Genomic DNA, 18,155 nt, shown 5'->3' with positions numbered 1-18,155 from the left:
TCAGGCCATAAAAGAGGTGTAAAAGCCGCGTCTTTGGCGCTAGCGCAGGGTTCGTGGACACAATTGAAACCGACACTCTGACCAGTGAGATTGAGCTGGCTTTGGCGCATACACCGGCGGCGATGCGCCCCCGATTGCGCACTTTATTTGCGCTTGATCAAAGACTTGCACGCATTATCGGCAAGGCAACCGAGCCTATGCTGGCGCAAATGCGCCTGTCGTGGTGGCGTGAGATGCTGGAGCAGGAACCAGCGCTACGCCCCCAAGGCGACGCAGTGCTTGATGCAATTGGGGAAACTTGGGCGGGAGAAGAGGCCGCTTTGCGTGATCTTGTTAACGGTTGGGAGCATTTGCTTGCCGATCCGCCGCTACCCGAGGTCGAAGCTCAGAAATTCGTGGATGCGCGCGCTGAGGCCCTTTGCGCCTTTGCGCGGGTTTCGCCGGAGCATAAGACATACAGAAACGTTAACCTTGCGGCCCAAATCTGGTCGATTGCAGACCTCGCGGCCAAGGTCCATTCAGATACCGAGCGCTACATTCTCCTCAATATGGGCCAGCGGTTGTGCGCTCAAAAACCTGAAAAACTGAGTTCTTTTAAAGGCCTCGCGGTGCTTTCTGCTTTGGGACGGCGTGCCATTGCAAATGGTGGACGCCCCCTAATGGAGGGGCGCGGCGCTGGTTTCACCGCCTTTCGTGCCGCTTTGCTTGGTAGGTAAAACACGCTAGCATTCACGCATCAGTGCAATTCATGGGGAGGGGCCCATGCGGCAAGTAGTTCTCGGGGCGTTTCTTGGCTTGATCATGGCCGGTGTTGGCACGTTTTGGTGGCAAGGCCGCGCTCAGGTGGAGGAAAATGCGCCGCCGCCGCCTGAACCAGAAGAAACCGCACCTGCGCCAGATGTCTTGCCAGAGGCCGATCCGGGAGATCTCACCGGCCCCGCGCCGCCAGAGGCAAGCGAGCTGACCAAAGAAGAACGGCGTTTCTTCCGTTATGATCGCAATCGCGACCGGATTATCACCCGCAATGAAATGCTCTCCACCCGCTCAGATGCGTTCCGCAAACTCGATACAGATGGTAATAATCTGCTGACTTTTGAGGAATGGGCAGTGACAACCTCAAAACGATTCGAGGGTGCGGATGCAGATGGCAATGGCCAGCTGACCACCGCTGAGTTCGCAACCACCGCTCCAAAACGTTCAACTCGGCGGCCAACCTGCCGCTGCTAGCGAGCGGCTAGGCCGGGACTGGTTCACCAGCCTTGAGCCATTCGGCTAGCTCCGCCTTCGCCCGGTTGGTATAGGCTTCCTTGCGCTGCTTCTTGCCCACCTCATGCAACGGAGGGAACAGGCCAAAATTCACATTCATCGGCTGGAACGTATCCGCCTCTGCATCGCCGGTAATATGGCCTAACAAAGCGCCGATTGCTGATGCAGCCGGAGGAGGGGACCAATCGCGCCCGGCGAGCTCTTCCGCCGCCATCATGCCCGCGATCAGGCCAACAGCAGAGCTTTCGACATAGCCCTCACACCCAGTAACCTGACCAGCAAAGCGGATATGCGGCGCTGCCTTCAGACGCAGTTGACGGTCGAGGACCATTGGCGAATTCAGGAAAGTATTGCGATGCAACCCGCCTAAGCGGGCAAATTCCGCGTTTTCCAGGCCAGGAATGGTGCGGAACAGCTCCACCTGAGCGCCATATTTCAGCTTCGTCTGAAAGCCGACCATGTTCCACAAGGTGCCCAGCTTGTTGTCCTGCCTCAACTGAACCACCGCATAGGGCCATCGGCCTTGCGGGAATTCCTCGGTCACATCGCGCGGATTATCGAGCCCAACCGGCTTCATCGGGCCAAAGCGCAAGGTATCGACCCCGCGCGCCGCCATCACCTCGATTGGCATACAGCCATCAAAATAGGGCGTATCCTTCTCCCATTCCTGGAATTCGGTTTTATCGCCGTCGACAAGCCCCTGATGGAAGGCGAGATATTGCTCCTTCGTCATCGGGCAATTTATGTAATCGCCACCTTCATTGGAAGCAGATGTCGTCTTGTTCCAACGCGATTGGACCCAGCAGATGTCCATATCGATGCTGTCGCGGTGAACAATCGGCGCAATTGCGTCGAAGAATGCCAGCCGCTCTTCTCCTGTCGCCTTCACAATGCTCTGCGCGAGCGATTGCGCAGTAAGCGGTCCGGTGGCGACAATCGTCATTCCGCTATCGGGCAGGGCATCGACCCGTTCCCGAACAATCTCGATATTGGGATGCTCGCTCAGCGCCTTTTGCACCTCTGCGGAAAAGACATCGCGGTCCACCGCCATGGCGCTGCCAGCCGGCACGCGGGCGACCTCTCCGGCGCGCATGACAATACTGTCCATCGACCGCATTTCGTGGTGGAGCAGACCTACCGCATTCTTCGTATCATCGTCAGACCGGAACGAATTGGAGCACACCAGCTCTGCCAGCCCATCGGTCTGGTGCGCAGGCGTCATCTCACCGCCCTTATCCTCGGGCGCACCGCGCATTTCAGACAAACGCACGCGCACCCCGCGCTGAGCCAATTGCCAGGCCGCCTCGCTGCCCGCGAGACCGCCGCCGATTATGTAAACACCGTGTGATTTCATACGCACGGACCTAGTGCTTGCACGCCCCACACTTCAAGTCCAAGAAGCGCAAATAGGGGTTCACAATGGCAAAAGACGCAGCAAACTCTTCACATCCCGCACTTGTGGCGCATCGCCCGTGGCTACTGCTCAGTCTGGCGGCAGCAATTGCCTATTACTTCCTATGGAACAATCCCATCGGAGGCGTGTGGCTGATTGCGCTGAAAGGGGCCGGGGTCGGCTTTCTGGCGCTCTATGCAATGCGCCGTACTCGTGAGGTTGAACAAAGCGTGGATGCCGCGCTGGTCATTGTGTTTCTGGCCCTATGCGCAGGCGCTGATATGGCGATTGAGCTGAGCTTCACAGCAGGCGGCGCAGTGTTCTTTGCCGCACATCTGACCGCGATTGCCCTGTTCCTGCGCAATCGGCGGGAGAAAACCGTATTTAGTCAAAAACTGTGTGCCGCCGCTTTGCTTATTGGCGTGCCCGCGATCTCCTATTTCATTGCGAGAGACCCGCTTGTGGCCCTCTATGGTCTGGGGCTAGGCGCAATGGCAGGGGCGGCATGGATCAGCCGTTTCTCCCGCTACCGGGTCGGAATCGGTGCGGTTCTGTTTGTCCTATCCGATATGCTGATCTTCAGCCGCATGGGCAGCATCGATCTGGGGTCGTTGCCAGATGTGGCGATCTGGCCGCTCTATTACCTGGGCCAATTCCTGATCGCGACTGGCGTGGTTCAAACCCTCCGTGGCGACTTGCCAAAGGCATAGTAGGCGAAAGAGAGCGAGGCTAGGGGTGTTTAAGCAGCCCAAAAGCGAGCGCCATCGAGAGAAAGGGCCAAGCAAGCATTGCTCACCTGGCCCATCACTCACTGAATTGCCTTATTCCGGCGGGTCTTCACCGATGTCATCGTCGCTCTGTGGCGGGGTGTGCGGCGCAGTTTCATCATCACCGCCTCGGCGATCGGCCATTTCCTCAGTCACCGCTTCTTCTGCCGCGTCCTCAGGCTCTTCGGTCTCGTCAATTTTCACCGCGCTGACAATGGTCTCTCCCTTGCCAACGTCGAACAAGCGCACACCGGCGGTGTTGCGTCCTAGTACGCGCAGGGTGTCGAGCCCGATGCGGATAAGTTTCGCCTGATCCGTGACGAGCATCAATTGCTCGCCAGAGGACACGGGGAAACTCGCCACAACCGGGCCGTTGCGGGCGATGTTGTCGATATTCGCAAGGCCTTGGCCACCGCGTCCGATCCGGCGGTATTCATAGGCGCTGGAGATTTTGCCATAACCATTGGCGCAGACGGTCAGGATAAATTGCTGTTTCTCTTCGAGCTCCGCAAAGCGTTCCTCACTCAGCTCAGGAGAGCCCTCTCTATCAGCCTTCCACGGCGCAAACTTGAGATATTGCTCGCGTTCTTCCGCCGTGGTCCCCGTTGCCCCTAGGATTGATAGCGATACGACCTCGTCATCCGGCTTCAGGTTCATGCCGCGCACACCGGTAGAAGTGCGAGAGGTAAACTCACGCACATCCATACCGGCAAAGCGGATTGCCTTACCCTGGCGAGAGGCCAGCAGGACATCGTCAGTCGCATTGAGAAGGGCAACGCCGATCAGCTTATCATCGCTTTCGGCGTCAAACTTCATTGCGAACTTGCCGTTCGACGGGATATTGGTGAATGATCCCATGGAGTTGCGGCGCACGCGACCCTTGGCCGTGGCGAACACAACGGATAGCGCCTCCCAACTGTCTTCATCTTCTGGCAGCGGCAGAACCGTACGGATCGTTTCACCATCATCCAGCGATGGCAGCAGGTTGACGATCGGCCGCCCGCGCGTCGCCGGACCGCCTTCGGGCAGCTTCCAGACCTTAAGCCGGTAAACCTTGCCTGAGGTGGAGAAGAACAGCACCGGATTGTGCGTCGAGGTGACGAACATCTCCGAGATCGCATCTGCATCCTTGGTCGACATGCCCGCACGGCCTTTGCCGCCGCGATTTTGCGCGCGGAAAGTGGAAAGCGGTGTACGCTTGATATAGCCATCGTGCGTAACGGTGACGACCATCTCATCGCGCTCGATCAAGTCTTCGTCATCGAGACCATCCCAAGCAGGCGCGATTTCGGAAACGCGCGGCGTCGCATAGGTCGCGCGCACTTCTTCCAGCTCTTCGCGCATAACCGCGTAGAGTTTCACCCGGTCGGCAAGGATCGCAAGGAAGCCTTCGATCTTGTCGGCTAACTCTTTCAGCTCATCGCCGATCTCATCACGGCCCAATGCAGTGAGGCGGTGCAGGCGCAGCTCCAGGATCGCGCGAACCTGTTTCTCAGACAGCGAGTAGGTTCCGCCTTCCTGATCAGCGGTTGGTTCAATCGCCTCAACCAGTTGGATATATTGCGCGATGTCACCAATAGGCCATTCTTTTGCGAGCAATTTCTCACGCGCAGCCGCAGGGTTGGGCGCCCCGCGGATCATCGCCACAACCTCATCAAGGTTCGACACCGCAACCACCAGGCCGAGCAACAGGTGCGCTCGTTCACGCGCCTTATTAAGCTCAAACTTGGTGCGGCGCGTGATCACTTCCTCACGGAAACTGATGAACGCCTGAATGATATCGCGCAGCGTCAGCGTCTCTGGCCGGCCGCCCCGAATGGCCAGCATATTGGCTGGGAAAGATGACTGGGCAGGGGTGTAGCGCCACATCTGATTGAGCACGACCTCCGCACTCGCATCGCGCTTCAGATCAACGACAACTCTCACGCCCTCGCGTGAGCTTTCATCGCGAATATCGGAGATGCCTTCAATCCGCTTGTCCTTGGCGGCCTCTGCGATTTTCTCCACCAAGCCAGATTTGCCGACCTGATAGGGGATCGAGGTGAGCACAATGCTCTCACGATCGCCGCGCTTGGTCTCAATCTCATGCCGGCAGCGCATCAGGATCGAGCCGCGCCCAGTGGTGTAGGCCGATTTTGCCCCGCTCGCGCCGAGGATCAGCGGTGCGGTGGGAAAGTCAGGGCCGGGGACATATTCGATCAGTTCCTCGGTCGTGATCGCCGGATTGTCCATAAAGGCAAAACAGGCGTCGATCACCTCACCAAGGTTATGCGGCGGCACATTGGTCGCCATACCGACCGCGATCCCGCCTGCGCCATTGACCAACAGATTGGGGAAGCGTGCAGGCAGAACCTGAGGTTCCTGCGTGGAGCCATCATAATTATCTGCGAAATCAACGGTGTCTTTATCAAGATCGTCGAGCAGCATGTTAGAGACACGCGCAAGCCGCGCCTCGGTGTAACGCATGCTGGCGGGTGGATCCGGATCCATAGAACCGAAATTGCCCTGACCATCGATCAACGGCACGCGCATCGACCAATCCTGGGTCATGCGAGCCAGCGCATCATAAATCGCGCTGTCCCCGTGCGGGTGATAATTGCCCATCACGTCGCCAACGATCTTGGCGCTCTTGCGATAGGGCTTGCCAGCGACAAAGCCGCCTTCTTGGCTGGCGTAGAGAATGCGCCGGTGCACCGGTTTCAACCCGTCGCGCACGTCTGGCAAAGCGCGGCTGACGATCACGCTCATCGCGTAATCGAGATAGCTCGTCTTCATCTCATCGACGATGTCGATGCGTTCAAATTCTTCCATTGGGGCCGGGGGCGTTAGGGTTTCGCTATCGTCGCTCAATGTTGGGCCATTTCTGTGGTTGCCGTATCAGGTATTTAGAAGCCTTGGAGCTTACGCCTCGGCACCGCATTCCGCCACCTGGGAAAGCCAACAAGCAGGCCCAAACGCCCGGTTTTCCACACCTGACACTGGTAAGAGGCACGGGGAGACAAGCGCGTCTCATTTCGGCGCAAGTAAAGAACCATTCAAAGGCCATTCAGGCGCCATGAGCTAAGCCAGAATTGCAAATCTGCCCGCCTGCGTTAATGGCGTTGGTCAGAGATGAATCATCAGCGCGATAGCACGCGCTTCACCCTAAATTGTTTCAGGAGAGACCACATGCGGATTTTTAACATGGGCAGCGCTCGTAAAAAGACCGGATCACACTTCGCACTCGCGATTGCTCTGGCAACCGGTACCGCCATAGTCGGTACGACTGCGTTCGCGGACACTGCCTATGCGCAGGACAAAAAGAAAAAGAAGAAAAAGAAAGAAGAGAAGGCGCAGTATTCTGAGGCATTTATCGCGGCCTATCAGCCTCTCAACGCCCAAGTGAATACGGAAGGCACTGACATTGCCGCGCTCAAGCCTCAACTGGCTTCTTTGGCGTCGCTGTCTGTGTCACCGGACGAGCAAATCGCTACGGGCGGTTTAATCTACAACGCTGGGACAAGTGTGAATGATCGCGTGCTGCAAACCCAGGGCATGGAAATGATGCTCGCTAGCGGCAAAGTCGACGCCGCAAATGTCGGACGCTTCAATTTCATCGCCTATCAATTGAGGAATGCCCAAAGTCAGTTTGTCGAAGCCAGGACTTATCTGCAGGCAGCCATCGATAACAATTTCACCACAGACACCGTCACCAAAGCTGATCTACAGATCGCCATGGCTGAGAGCTTTTTCTCCGAAGAAAGCTACCGCGACGGCCTAGCTTATCTCAACAATGCGATCGCCAACAAAAAGGCGGCTGGCGAGGCGGTTCAGGAGCAGTGGTATCGTCGCGGCCTAACCGTGGCCTATAATAATGAAATCGTTCCGGAAGTTTATGATATCGCAACGGCTTGGATTGCCGATTATCCGTCTGAAACCAGCTGGCGCGATGCGATCAACCTGACCCGTAATCTGAGCGATTATCAAGGCGGCGAGATGCTTGACCTTATGCGGCTGGGGCACAAAGTGAAATCGCTCCAGAACAAGCAGGATTACATTGAATATATCGAAGCAGCGGATGCCCGCTTGCTGCCAAAGGAAGTGGCTGACCTTATTGAGGAAGGTTACTCCAGCGGCGTTGTGAGCCGCGATGATATTTATGTCGCCGACTCGTTTGAAATCGCCAAGAACCGGATTGCATCAGACCGCTCTGATTTGCCCGCGCTTGAGCGTGACGCCCGCGCAGCGGGTGCTGGTTTGCGCACGGTCAAAGCCGCTGGCGATACGTTTCTGAGCTATGGTGAGCACGCCAAGGCCGCTGAGTTCTTCCAAAAGACGCTGGGTATGCCCGGTGTTGATACGGCGGAAACGCTAACCCGCCTCGGCATCGCACAAGCTGGTCTCGGCCAGTACGAGGCAGCGAAGGAAAGCTTCGCCAAGGTTCAAGGCCAGCGCAAGCCGATCGCTCAATTGTGGGCCGCCTATGCTGGTCAGAAATCGTCACCTGCACCTGCTGCTGCGGCAACTGCTGCTCCAGCGGACACGCTTGAGGCGCCTGCTACGGGCGGTTAATCCCGCGCAGGATTATCAACACTGAAATGGGGCGCTGGGAGAAATCCCGGCGCCCCTTTTGTTTGGAGTAAATGGCCTGGATTTGCCGCGCCGCTAGCGCAGGCGCTTCACATAGACCTGCTTGTCCTGGCGCTTCACCTTGAAACTATCGAGCGAGGAAAACAGCTCGCTAAGGCTCTTAAAGCCGTAATTTCGCACATCAAAGCTGGAGCGGTTGCCCGCAATTTGTCCAACCTGCTGCAGCCGCGCAAAGCCTTCCTCATCACGTGACGCCTCGGAATAGGCCGCAGTAATCAATTCCAACAGGTCGTCGTCGAGCGGCTCGCCAGCCTTCGTGTCGGCTGGCTTACTGTCACCCGATTTGTCGGCGGCATAAGTGTCGATTAGCTGTTTAATATCGATGAAGCGGGTGCAAACCGATTTAAACGCCTCGGGCGTCTTCGCCTCGCCAAAGCCGTAAACAAGGATGCCATCCTGGCGTAGGCGCGTGACCAGCGGGGTAAAATCGCTGTCAGAGGTCATGATGCCAAAGCCATCAACCTTACCCTGATTGAGCAGGTCGATCGCATCGATCGTCATCGCCATATCGGTAGCATTTTTGCCTTTGGACACGTCAAATTGCTGTTGCGGACGGATGCCAAATTTGTTGGTGATCTTGTCCCAGCGCGCAAGGTTATCCTTGGCGAAATTGCCATAGGCGCGGCGAATGTTGACCTGGCCCAGCTCGGCCATAACGGTCAGCACAGGGTCAATGCCCTGCGGCGTGGTGTTGTCTGCATCAATCAGCAGAGCGATGTTTTTCAGTTCTGTATTAGACATGCACGCTTAAATGGCGGCCGGACGCAAAGCGCACAAGCGCTGAATCCGCTTTGCTGTTTACGCGAGCGCTTCAAAATCGCCCGTTTCCTCGTCCAGCGAATGCAATACGCCATCGGGAATGGCGAAGTGTGCACCGCGCAATTTCAATTGTCCGGCGTCCTCGGCTTCTTTGACGAATGGATATGAGCGCAGATTGGCAAGACTTTGCCGGACCGCCGCGAGTTCCATCGCATGTTCCGCGTCTTGCCCTTCACGGCCCAACGCTCGGCCAACCGCTTCGGCCGGTTCGCTAAGATGCTCCAGCCAACCCGACAGCAAGCCTCCATTGCCCGGCTCTGTGTTGTCAAAAGAATGCGCGAGCGCGGCTTTACAGCCGCCACATTTGCCATGCCCCATCACAACAACCTGCTTCACTTCGAGCATTCTGACTGCGAACTCGATTGCGGCCGGCGCTTCGGGTTGGGCGGTGGCCTTTTCAAATGGCGGGACAAGCGCAGCGACATTGCGCAATACGAAGATATCGCCGGGATCCACGTCAAAAATCTGCGCTGGATCGACCCGGCTGTCTGAACAGCTAATAATCATCAACTTGGGATGCTGACCTTCGGTGACGGTTTGGTCAAACCGGGCTTGCTGGCGTGGATAAATGTCTTTGCGAAAGCGCTTATAGCCTTCGAGTAATTCAGCAAATTCAGGCATCAGAAACGCTCCCCTCGAATAACTTCTACATCCCACATAGAGAGAAGGAAGCCGTATTTGGTCAGTTCCGGGGCGAGGTTTTCGGCAAGGGCCTGCGCCTTTTCCTCAGCCGCAATTGTCAAAACAAAGACCTTATCTGTGCCCATCACACGCTCTTCACGCCAGCGCCCCTCTCGCCCCTTGCCAGAGCTGACCGGGATAACGGTCCAACCGGTAATACCAGCCTTATCAACCGCATCGGTCACGCGTTTGGCCAGTGCGGTATCAGTGAGGATTTCAATCCGCTTGCGAATGACCGTTTCAATCATGGAATTGCTCCTACGCTGCCCGGATCACCTGTTAGAGCGCTCGCCAGAATGCTAATCAAGCCGATATTGATCAGGATGTTAAACGGGAAAGTGATTGACAGCGACATAGTGAGGTAAATGCCAGGATCTGCCTCTGGCAGGGCAAGCCGCATGGCGGCTGGTACCGCGATGTAGCTGGCACTGGCACAAAGCACGCCAAGCGCCGCAGCCGAGCCAACATCGAGCCCGCAGGCGGCGGCCGCAATCGTGCCAATCGAGCCATTGAGCAGCGGTAGGCCAATCGCAATCACCACCAGCCTCCACGTAATTGCGCGGGCGTCCATCATCCGCCGCGCCGCGATCAGACCCATGTCGAGTAGGAACAGGCAAAGCACACCCTTAAATCCAGCTTCAAAGAACGGCGCGACATCGCCAAAACCTTCAGCACCCGCAACCATACCAATCGCAAAGGCGCCAAGCAGCAAGACAACCGACGCGTTGAAGAACACCTCGTGCAGCATGTCGCTAGTCTTCTGGCCGTCTTTCGATCCCAGCCCGCGTGCCAGCAGCAGGCCAGTGAGGATCGCCGGCGTTTCCATCGCCGCCATCACCGCGACCATATAGCCGCCCGGCGGCTTCCCTTGCGCCTCAAATATCTCAACCGCTGTCACAAACGTGACCACGCTGACAGAGCCATAATGCGCCGCGACTGCACCGGCATTGATCCGATCCAGCTTTGCAAACCCTTTCAGCGCGATATTGGCGATGAAAGGCATCAGGAAACTGGCCGCAATACCCAGGGCCAAGGCGATCAAGACGGTCGAATCGATCCCGGATTTGGAGACAGCAACGCCGCCCTTTAGACCAATGGCTGCCATTAGATAGAGCGACATACCCTTGGCAATCGCCTCTGGAATGGCGAGGTCGGAGCGCGCAAAAGCAGCAAGCAATCCGAGCACAAAGAACAGCACGACGGGCGAAGTAAACGTCTGGAGAGTGGCTGCATCCATGACGCTACGGCCTAGAGGCGACATGCAATTCTCACAAGCCAGCTTGCATTGGCCATACACAGGCATTTCGGACCATTGCGAAGGCGCATTGCATTGCCTAAGTGGGCAGGCATGAACGACCTAGCGAACACACCCGGCAAGACCCCAGAACGCCCGCCGCGCCAGCGCAAACCGGATTGGATCCGTGTTCGCGCGCCTGTGAGCGAGGGGTATCAAGAGACGCGCCGCATGATGCGGGAGCTTAACCTCAATACCGTGTGTGAAGAGGCCGCGTGCCCGAATATCGGCGAATGCTGGAGCAAGAAGCACGCAACCGTCATGATCCTGGGTGATGTGTGCACGCGCGCCTGCGCGTTCTGCAATGTGAAAACCGGGATGCCGCGCGCGGTCGACCCGATGGAGCCAGAGCATACTGCGATTGCCGCTGCCAAGATGGGGCTTGAACATATCGTCATCACCAGCGTCGACCGCGATGATTTGCCCGATGGCGGTGCGTCACAGTTTGTGAAGGTGATCGAGGCTTTGCGCCGGACCACGTCGGACACCACGATTGAAATCCTCACCCCTGATTTCCGCGGTAAAATGCGCTCGGCGGTGGAGGCAATTTGTGCCGCCGGCCCCGATGTTTACAACCACAACCTCGAGACTGTGCCGCGCCTGTACCCGACCATTCGCCCCGGCGCGCGCTATTACGCCTCGCTGCGCCTACTTGAAGAGGTCAAATCCCACGATCCAATGATCTTCACCAAATCCGGCATCATGCTGGGGCTGGGTGAGCAGCGCCTCGAAGTGCACCAGGTGATGGACGACATGCGCAGCGCGGATGTGGACTTCATGACCATGGGTCAATACCTCCAACCCACGCCGAAACATGCCACGGTTGAGGAATTCGTCACTCCGAAGGCGTTTGGCGCCTATGGCTCAATCGCGCGTGCGAAGGGCTTCTTGCAGGTTGCCTCCACCCCGCTGACCCGCTCCAGCTATCACGCTGGCGAAGATTTCGCTGAAATGAAGGCGGCAAGGGCAGCAAAGTTTGCAAAGCAGGCTGCACGGCAAGCGGATACGCTCAAAATCTGATGCCGGGAATTCGCGAAACTCGCAGATTACCATACAGCGCGGAGCAGATGTTTGATCTGGTCGCGGATGTGGGCCGATATCGTGAGTTTCTGCCCTGGGTTATCGCCACCCGGGTGCGATCCGACAACGAAACTGAAATGGTCGCCGATATGGTGGTCGGGTTCAAAAGCCTGCGCGAGAGTTTTACCTCGCGCGTTCACAAGGAGCGCGCGCGGCTGATCGATGTGCATTACATGGACGGCCCGCTTAAAGACCTCGACAACACCTGGGCATTCCGCGCGCTGAACGATGGCGGCTGCGAGATCGATTTCTCTGTCGATTTCACCTTTAAGAACCGTATGTTCGAGGCGATAGCTGGACAGTACTTTGACCGCGCATTTCGACGCATGGTGGAGGCTTTTGAACAGCGCGCAGCCGCGCTTTACGGCAGCAGCAGCTCCAGCGCGACCAGCGCCGCCTGATGGCGGATCGCGGCGCGATCTTTCACATCAAAGTGCTTTAACTCGCCCTCTGGCTCACCATCCGAATTGCGGATGGCGCGCGCGAATACGACCGTTCCAACGGGCTTTAATTGGGTGCCGCCGCCCGGGCCGGCAACGCCGCTGATCGCGACTGCGCAATCCGCGTTGGAATTCTTCAGTGCGCCCTGAGCCATGGCCCAAACGCAGGCGATGGAAACCGCGCCAAAGGTTTCGATGATATCCTGCGCCACATCGAGCGATTCCATCTTGGCCTCGTTCGAATAGGTCACAAAACCGCGATCGAGCACCGTAGACGAGCCGGGAATCTCCGTAAGCGCCGCGGCCACCAGCCCGCCGGTACAGCTTTCAGCGAGCGACAGGACGCGGCCAGCGGCCTTGTTCTCATCGACAACACGCTGCGCCAGCGCGGTGATATCATCGGGCAGCAGGCTGTTGGTCATTCGTCACCCGTATATGGGCAGACATCGGGTTCTTTGAGGTCAGCCATATCGGCAATAAAGCCGACCAGCGCGCCGATGTTTTCTGGCGGCAAAGGCGCAACCAGAGACATGCCGCGTTCAACTTTTTTGCAGTCCGCCGGTCTGATTGATCCCGCGATCTGCTCAACCAAAACGGCATCAATCAGAGGTCGAAAAACACTCATGCCCTCTGGATCATTCGGGTTGAGAATTCCGGCCAACGGGTTCGCATCACCGCCTTCTTGCGCCATCGACTTTTCCATGAACACACCGAATATCCGTGACATGCCGGGCCAGCTGCGTTCTTGCAGGCCAGCAAACTTCGCCGTGAAGGCGGCGCCTTCAGTGGCCCAAAAGCCATCAGACGACAGTTCATTTGCGCAGGTCCGATCGAGCGCCTGGCTGACGAGCGGCATCGCGTAAATCGCAGCATCGCTGAGGTCCGCTTGATCGACGCAGGCGGCCTGAGCCTGTGCCTGCACAACCTGAGCTTGCATCAATGCCCCGCTGGCCAGCGCAAATGCGGCAGCTTTGGTGAATGTGCGTTTCATATGTTTGTCCTTCTAAGCGCTCGCATACAGGCTGATGATCGCCTGCGCCGCTATACCTTCGCCGCGTCCGGTAAAGCCCAGCCTCTCGGTCGTGGTTGCTTTGATACTAATGGCGTTTTCTTCCAGGCCAGTCATCGCACTCACAGCTGCTCGCATGGCCGCGCGGTGCGGGCCAATCTTGGGTGCCTCGCAAATGAGGGTGAGGTCAATATTGCCAAGCGCAAAGCCCGCCTCCGCCGCCAATTTAACCGCATGTTCCAGAAACTGCGCAGAGCGCGCTCCGGCCCATTGCGGGTCGCTGGGTGGGAAATGCGTGCCAATATCCCCGTCACCAATCGCGCCGAGAACAGCATCGGTGATCGCATGCAAAGCGACATCGGCGTCGCTGTGGCCGGATAATCCTTTGTCATGGGGTATTTGTACACCGCACAGCCATAATTCCTCGCCTTCGACCAGACGATGGACATCAAAACCCTGACCTACCCTGAATGGTGCCGAATGTGCGGTCATGAAATCCTCTGCAAATGTGATCTTTTTGAGTCGTTCATCGCCGTGAATCAAAGCGATGCTGCCACCATGCTCTGTCAGGACTTGCGCATCGTCACCTGCGGTTTTCTCGCCATTCCATGCTCGGTGCGCGGCGAGGATATTGGCATAACGGAACGCTTGCGGGGTTTGCACCCGGCGTAAAGCTTCACGATCCGCTTTGCCTACCATCACATCACCATCGCCTGCCAACGCAAGGCTATCAACCACAGGCAGCGCCGGAATGGCGCCCGGATGGGTCTGCAACGCCTCTAGCAGGCGGCGGATCACCTCGCTGGGCAGGTCGGGGCGCGCGGCATCATGGATCAGCACGGTCGGCGGCGACGTCGCAACCAGCGCCTCCAGCCCATTGGCGACCGATTCCTGTCGAGTGGCGCCTCCGCCGACGAATTCGATCCCGCCAATGCCGCTTAGCGCCTCTTCTGCCATGTCGCGCGTGCCATCGGCCAGGACTGCAACGATTGGTTTGGCCCCCGCGGCGGCCAAAGCCTCAACCGAATGCCGGATCAGTGGTTTTCCGCGAAACCTGCGAAACTGTTTCGGCAATTCGCCGCCCGCGCGCAGGCCCTTGCCAGCGGCAACAACAATCGCAGCAAATTGGGGGAGGGCGGATTCATCACTCATACGGTCCAGCGCGCTTAAGGTCTGGACGGATTTTGCGCAATCCACTATGCGCTGCCCAAAATTTAGGCACAATTACGAATATGACCGCGCTTCCACCTCCTCCGGCCCTTAAGCCCATTCAAATCGGCCCCGTCCAGATCGACAGCCCAGTGCTGCTCGCGCCAATGACCGGCGTCACCGATATGCCATTCCGCACGCTTGTGCGGCGCTATGGCTCTGGCCTCAATGTGACCGAGATGATCGCGAGCCAAGCGGCGATCCGCGAAACCCGTCAATCCATCCAAAAGGCAGCCTGGGATCCGATTGAAGAGCCCGTTTCCATGCAGCTGGTCGGATGCGACCCGGAAAGCATGGGCGAAGCGGCGAAACTCAACGAAGATCGCGGCGCGTCCATTATCGACATCAATTTCGGCTGCCCCGTGCGCAAAGTCACCAATGGTATGGCGGGCAGCGCGCTGATGCGTGAAGTGCCGCTGGCAACGAAGCTGATGGAGGCCACGGTCAAAGCTGTCGATGTGCCGGTGACTGTGAAGATGCGAATGGGCTGGGATCACGATAGCCTCAACGCCCCGGAAATGGCTCGGATTGCCGAGGATCTCGGGGTGAAGATGATCACCGTTCACGGGCGCACTCGCAATCAGATGTACAAGGGCAGCGCCGATTGGTCTTTCATCCGTAAGGTGAAAGATGCCGTCTCCATTCCCGTCATCGTCAATGGCGACATTTGCACCATCGATGATGCCGCGACCGCGCTTGAGCAGTCCGGGGCAGACGGATTGATGATTGGCCGCGGTGCATACGGGAAGCCGTGGCTGCTGGGGCAAGTGATGCATTGGTGGAAAACCGGTGAAGCGCTCGACAGCCCCAGCTTTGACGAGCAATATGAGACACTTGTTGAGCACTATGAACGCATGCTCGACCATTACGGCAGCGAGGTTGGTAGCAAGGTCGCGCGCAAGCATATCGGTTGGTACACCAAGGGTATGCACGGCTCAGCGGAGTTCCGGAACAAGGCCAATTTCATCGATGACCCCAAGCAGGTACTGGGCGAGATTGAGCGCTTTTACGAGCCGTTCCTGCGGCGCAGAGCGGCATGAACATGGCGGGCACACAGCCTTCCCAAGACCCCGTCACAGACCATAGCAGCAAGCCCGATGCTGCCTCGCAAATCGGCGGATTGATCTTTGCGGTCGTCCTGGTCGATCCCGATGCGCGCATTGCGGAAGTCAATCACGCGGCTGAAAACCTACTGGGACAAAGTGCAAAGCGACTGGTCGGACGCTCCTTGCGTGCGGTTGCCGAATTGCTCGATACGCGCGTGCTCAACCATATCCGCACCTCGCAGGAGGCGGTTGTTGCGCGCGACGTGACCTTACGTGTTAACCGCGCGGAAAAACGCGTGAACCTGACGATTTCGCCGTTGACACAGCATCCTGGCTGGCGAGTCATCACCCTGTCGGAAAGCGCGCGTGACGATACTGGCCGCGACGAGCAGAGCGAAGCGACACTGGGCGGACCAGCGATCCTGGCGCATGAGATCAAGAACCCTCTCGCCGCCATTCGCGGGGCAGGGCAGCTCGCCGCGCGCAAACTGCCGCATGCAGACAAATCGCTCGCCCGGATGATTACCGACGAGGTGGACCGGATTGCGCGCCTGATCGATCGGATGCAGCAATTGGGCAGCAAACAATCGGACCCGGTGGCGCCCTGCAACCCGCATGAGGCGATCCGATCCGCCATTGCCACCGTTCGCGCCGCGGGCAGCAATGGGGTGGAGATCATCGAAGAGTTCGATCCCTCTTTGCCGCCGGTGCTGGCCAATCAAGACGCCCTAGAGCAGGTACTCATCAATCTGATCTCCAATGCCCGCGATGCTGCGCAGGATCATGAAAACCCTCGCATCATCGTTCAGACGCGGTTTGTGAGCGGCCTTGCCTTTAATGCTATCCGCATGGGCCGCGCGGTCCGCCTGCCGATTGAAATTACCGTCAGCGACAGCGGACCAGGCATTGACGAGGCTCTGCGTGATCACGTGTTCGAACCCTTCGTTTCTTCCAAGAAATCCGGACAGGGGCTGGGCCTTGCCCTCGTGCGCAAGCTGGTGCGTGATATGCAGGGCCGGATCGGTCATGAGCGCGATGCCCGCGCCGGATTGACCCATTTCCGCATGCACCTGCGCCAGGCCAAGCCTGGCGCGAAGGGAGCGGCGGCATGAGCGGCAAAGTCCTGTTGGTCGAAGATGATGGGGCGATCGCCACTGTCATTATCGCGGCACTGGAAGACGAAGGCTTTCAGATTGATCGCTGTGCCAGCATAGCGGACCGGAACCGGCTGCTTGATGCGGGCGAATACCTGGTGATGTGCACAGACGTGATGCTGGAGGATGGCGACGGGCTTGCCTCTATGCACGAAGTGAAATCACGTGCACCGGACATGCCTGTGATCGTACTTTCAGCGCAAAACACCCTCGATACCGCCGTGCGGGCGAGCGACAGCGAAGCGTTTGAATACTTCCCCAAGCCATTCGACCTGGACGAGCTGGTTCAGGCCGTGCGCCAGGCCGCTGGCCAGCGCAGCAAGACCGCCGCCGCGCCAGAAATGGAAGGCGATGGCATGCCTCTGGTCGGGCGCAGCCAGGCAATGCAGGGCGTGTACCGGATGATCACGCGCGTCCTGCGCAATGATCTCACCGTACTGGTCACCGGCGAAAGCGGAACGGGCAAGGAATTGGTCGCCGAAGCTATCCATGAGCTTGGCTCGCGCCGCACAGGGCCGTTTGTTGCAGTGAACGCTGGCGCGATCCCGGCCGACCTCATTGAAAGCGAGCTGTTCGGGCATGAAAAGGGCGCTTTCACCGGTGCGATCGCTCAGGCCATTGGTAAATTTGAGCAGGCCAATGGTGGCACCCTGTTCCTGGATGAAATTGGCGACATGCCGGCAGAGGCGCAAACCCGCCTGCTGCGCGCACTCCAATCGGGCCAGATACGCCGCGTTGGCGGACGGCAGGAAATCGCGGTCGACGTTCGCATTATCGCCGCGACCAACCGCGACCTTGCCCCTATGATCGCCGCTGGGAACTTCCGCGAAGACCTGTTCTACAGGCTCAACGTGGTGCCGATTGAGCTACCACCTTTGCGGGAGAGACGTGAAGACATCGAGGTATTGTCCCAGCATTTCCTCGCTCAGGCGGGCGAAGATGGCCTGCCACGACGGCAATTGGCCCCAGAGGCGGTTGAAATGCTGCAGGCGCGCAATTGGCGCGGCAATGTCCGTGAGCTGCGCAATGTTGTCTACCGACTGGCGTTGATGGCGCGCGATGACCTGATCGACAGCGCGAGCCTGACTGACATTATCGGTGCGGAGACACAGCCGGGCGGGGAGGGCGCACCGAGCGGATTTGCTGGCGCACTGGAGCAATGGCTGGCGGAGAATAATCCGCAAAACGGCGCGCTCTATCACAGCGCCTTGGCCGCTTTTGAAAAGCCATTGATCGAACATGCGTTGGCTGAAACAGGCGGCAATCAACTGCGCGCGTCAAAGTTGTTGGGGATCAATCGCAACACTTTGCGCAAGCGCATCGGCGATCTTGAGATTGAACCTGACCGCTTTACAAGACCGCTTTAAC

General features: G+C 58.1%; 18 protein-coding genes. 9 read left to right on the top strand and 9 right to left on the bottom strand.

The genetic code is table 11. The features are described from left to right. The first annotated feature begins 53 nt into the window (after positions 1-53). Positions 54-716, top strand: coding sequence for a hypothetical protein (locus AC0V6O_RS07490; protein WP_486142867.1), 663 nt, complete (start codon positions 54-56; stop codon positions 714-716). Between the two features lie 46 nt (positions 717-762). Continuing rightward, positions 763-1,227, top strand: a complete 465-nt coding sequence (locus tag AC0V6O_RS07485; RefSeq protein ID WP_486142865.1) for a hypothetical protein — start codon at positions 763-765, stop codon at positions 1,225-1,227. A gap of 7 nt (positions 1,228-1,234) precedes the next feature. Here the strand turns inward: AC0V6O_RS07485 and trmFO are convergent, their stop codons facing one another. After that, entirely contained in the window at positions 1,235-2,620 is a 1,386-nt protein-coding gene (gene trmFO / locus AC0V6O_RS07480; RefSeq protein ID WP_486142863.1) for a methylenetetrahydrofolate--tRNA-(uracil(54)-C(5))-methyltransferase (FADH(2)-oxidizing) TrmFO, read from the bottom strand. A 65-nt stretch (positions 2,621-2,685) separates the two neighbouring features. Between trmFO and AC0V6O_RS07475 the strand changes: the two genes are divergently transcribed. Then, entirely contained in the window at positions 2,686-3,369 is a 684-nt protein-coding gene (locus AC0V6O_RS07475; protein ID WP_486142861.1) for a lysoplasmalogenase family protein, read from the top strand. Between the two features lie 111 nt (positions 3,370-3,480). Here AC0V6O_RS07475 and gyrA read toward each other — a convergent pair whose 3' ends face one another. Then, positions 3,481-6,237 (bottom strand): DNA gyrase subunit A, encoded by a 2,757-nt coding sequence (gyrA, locus tag AC0V6O_RS07470; RefSeq protein WP_486142859.1) that lies wholly within the window; start codon positions 6,235-6,237, stop codon positions 3,481-3,483. Between the two features lie 357 nt (positions 6,238-6,594). Here gyrA and AC0V6O_RS07465 point away from each other — a divergent pair, with 357 nt between their 5' ends. Beyond that, on the top strand, positions 6,595-7,977 hold the full coding sequence (locus tag AC0V6O_RS07465) for a hypothetical protein (RefSeq protein ID WP_486142857.1): 1,383 nt from the start codon (positions 6,595-6,597) through the stop codon (positions 7,975-7,977). A 93-nt stretch (positions 7,978-8,070) separates the two neighbouring features. Here AC0V6O_RS07465 and AC0V6O_RS07460 read toward each other — a convergent pair whose 3' ends face one another. The 4 genes from AC0V6O_RS07460 to AC0V6O_RS07445 are packed head-to-tail and all read right to left on the bottom strand — an operon-like array spanning position 8,071 to position 10,792. Further along, positions 8,071-8,796 (bottom strand): NYN domain-containing protein, encoded by a 726-nt coding sequence (locus AC0V6O_RS07460; protein WP_472638676.1) that lies wholly within the window; start codon positions 8,794-8,796, stop codon positions 8,071-8,073. Between the two features lie 57 nt (positions 8,797-8,853). Beyond that, positions 8,854-9,495 carry a carbonic anhydrase gene (locus AC0V6O_RS07455; protein WP_486142854.1) on the bottom strand — a complete coding sequence of 214 codons (642 nt, stop codon included), beginning with the start codon at positions 9,493-9,495 and terminating at the stop codon, positions 8,854-8,856. Then, positions 9,495-9,803, bottom strand: coding sequence for a P-II family nitrogen regulator (locus AC0V6O_RS07450; RefSeq protein WP_486142852.1), 309 nt, complete (start codon positions 9,801-9,803; stop codon positions 9,495-9,497). The genes AC0V6O_RS07455 and AC0V6O_RS07450 overlap by 1 nt, the downstream gene beginning before the upstream one ends. Continuing rightward, complete coding sequence (locus tag AC0V6O_RS07445; protein ID WP_486142850.1) at positions 9,800-10,792, bottom strand: sodium-dependent bicarbonate transport family permease; 993 nt, start codon at positions 10,790-10,792, stop codon at positions 9,800-9,802. Before AC0V6O_RS07445 ends, AC0V6O_RS07450 begins: the two co-directional genes overlap by 4 nt. A gap of 111 nt (positions 10,793-10,903) precedes the next feature. On the opposite strand from AC0V6O_RS07445, the gene lipA reads away from it, so the two are divergent. Further along, positions 10,904-11,869 (top strand): lipoyl synthase, encoded by a 966-nt coding sequence (gene lipA, locus AC0V6O_RS07440; RefSeq protein ID WP_486142848.1) that lies wholly within the window; start codon positions 10,904-10,906, stop codon positions 11,867-11,869. Continuing rightward, positions 11,869-12,330 (top strand): type II toxin-antitoxin system RatA family toxin, encoded by a 462-nt coding sequence (locus AC0V6O_RS07435; protein WP_486142846.1) that lies wholly within the window; start codon positions 11,869-11,871, stop codon positions 12,328-12,330. Before lipA ends, AC0V6O_RS07435 begins: the two co-directional genes overlap by 1 nt. On the opposite strand, the gene AC0V6O_RS07430 is transcribed toward AC0V6O_RS07435, so the two are convergent. Genes AC0V6O_RS07430 through AC0V6O_RS07420 form a run of 3 tightly spaced genes read right to left on the bottom strand, consistent with a single transcriptional unit; the run spans position 12,291 to position 14,530 of the window. Beyond that, positions 12,291-12,791 (bottom strand): CinA family protein, encoded by a 501-nt coding sequence (locus AC0V6O_RS07430; RefSeq protein ID WP_486142844.1) that lies wholly within the window; start codon positions 12,789-12,791, stop codon positions 12,291-12,293. The two genes, AC0V6O_RS07435 and AC0V6O_RS07430, sit on opposite strands and share 40 nt — an antisense overlap. Further along, a complete protein-coding gene (locus tag AC0V6O_RS07425) occupies positions 12,788-13,360 on the bottom strand; it encodes a hypothetical protein (RefSeq protein WP_486142842.1) in 573 nt (190 codons plus the stop codon). Before AC0V6O_RS07425 ends, AC0V6O_RS07430 begins: the two co-directional genes overlap by 4 nt. 12 nt (positions 13,361-13,372) lie before the next feature. Beyond that, entirely contained in the window at positions 13,373-14,530 is a 1,158-nt protein-coding gene (locus tag AC0V6O_RS07420) for a bifunctional 2-C-methyl-D-erythritol 4-phosphate cytidylyltransferase/2-C-methyl-D-erythritol 2,4-cyclodiphosphate synthase (RefSeq protein WP_486142840.1), read from the bottom strand. Between the two features lie 80 nt (positions 14,531-14,610). Between AC0V6O_RS07420 and dusB the strand changes: the two genes are divergently transcribed. From dusB to AC0V6O_RS07405, 3 genes are read left to right on the top strand one after another with little or no spacing between them, the layout of a single operon-like run. Further along, entirely contained in the window at positions 14,611-15,627 is a 1,017-nt protein-coding gene (gene dusB / locus AC0V6O_RS07415; protein WP_486142838.1) for a tRNA dihydrouridine synthase DusB, read from the top strand. Between the two features lie 2 nt (positions 15,628-15,629). Beyond that, a complete protein-coding gene (locus AC0V6O_RS07410) occupies positions 15,630-16,745 on the top strand; it encodes a two-component system sensor histidine kinase NtrB (RefSeq protein WP_486142836.1) in 1,116 nt (371 codons plus the stop codon). Further along, entirely contained in the window at positions 16,742-18,154 is a 1,413-nt protein-coding gene (locus AC0V6O_RS07405; RefSeq protein ID WP_486142835.1) for a sigma-54-dependent transcriptional regulator, read from the top strand. Before AC0V6O_RS07410 ends, AC0V6O_RS07405 begins: the two co-directional genes overlap by 4 nt. The last annotated feature ends 1 nt before the right edge of the window (position 18,155 follow it).

This window comes from Erythrobacter sp. JB2-19, assembly GCF_057365005.1.
This window is presented reverse-complemented; position numbering and strand designations above follow the sequence as displayed.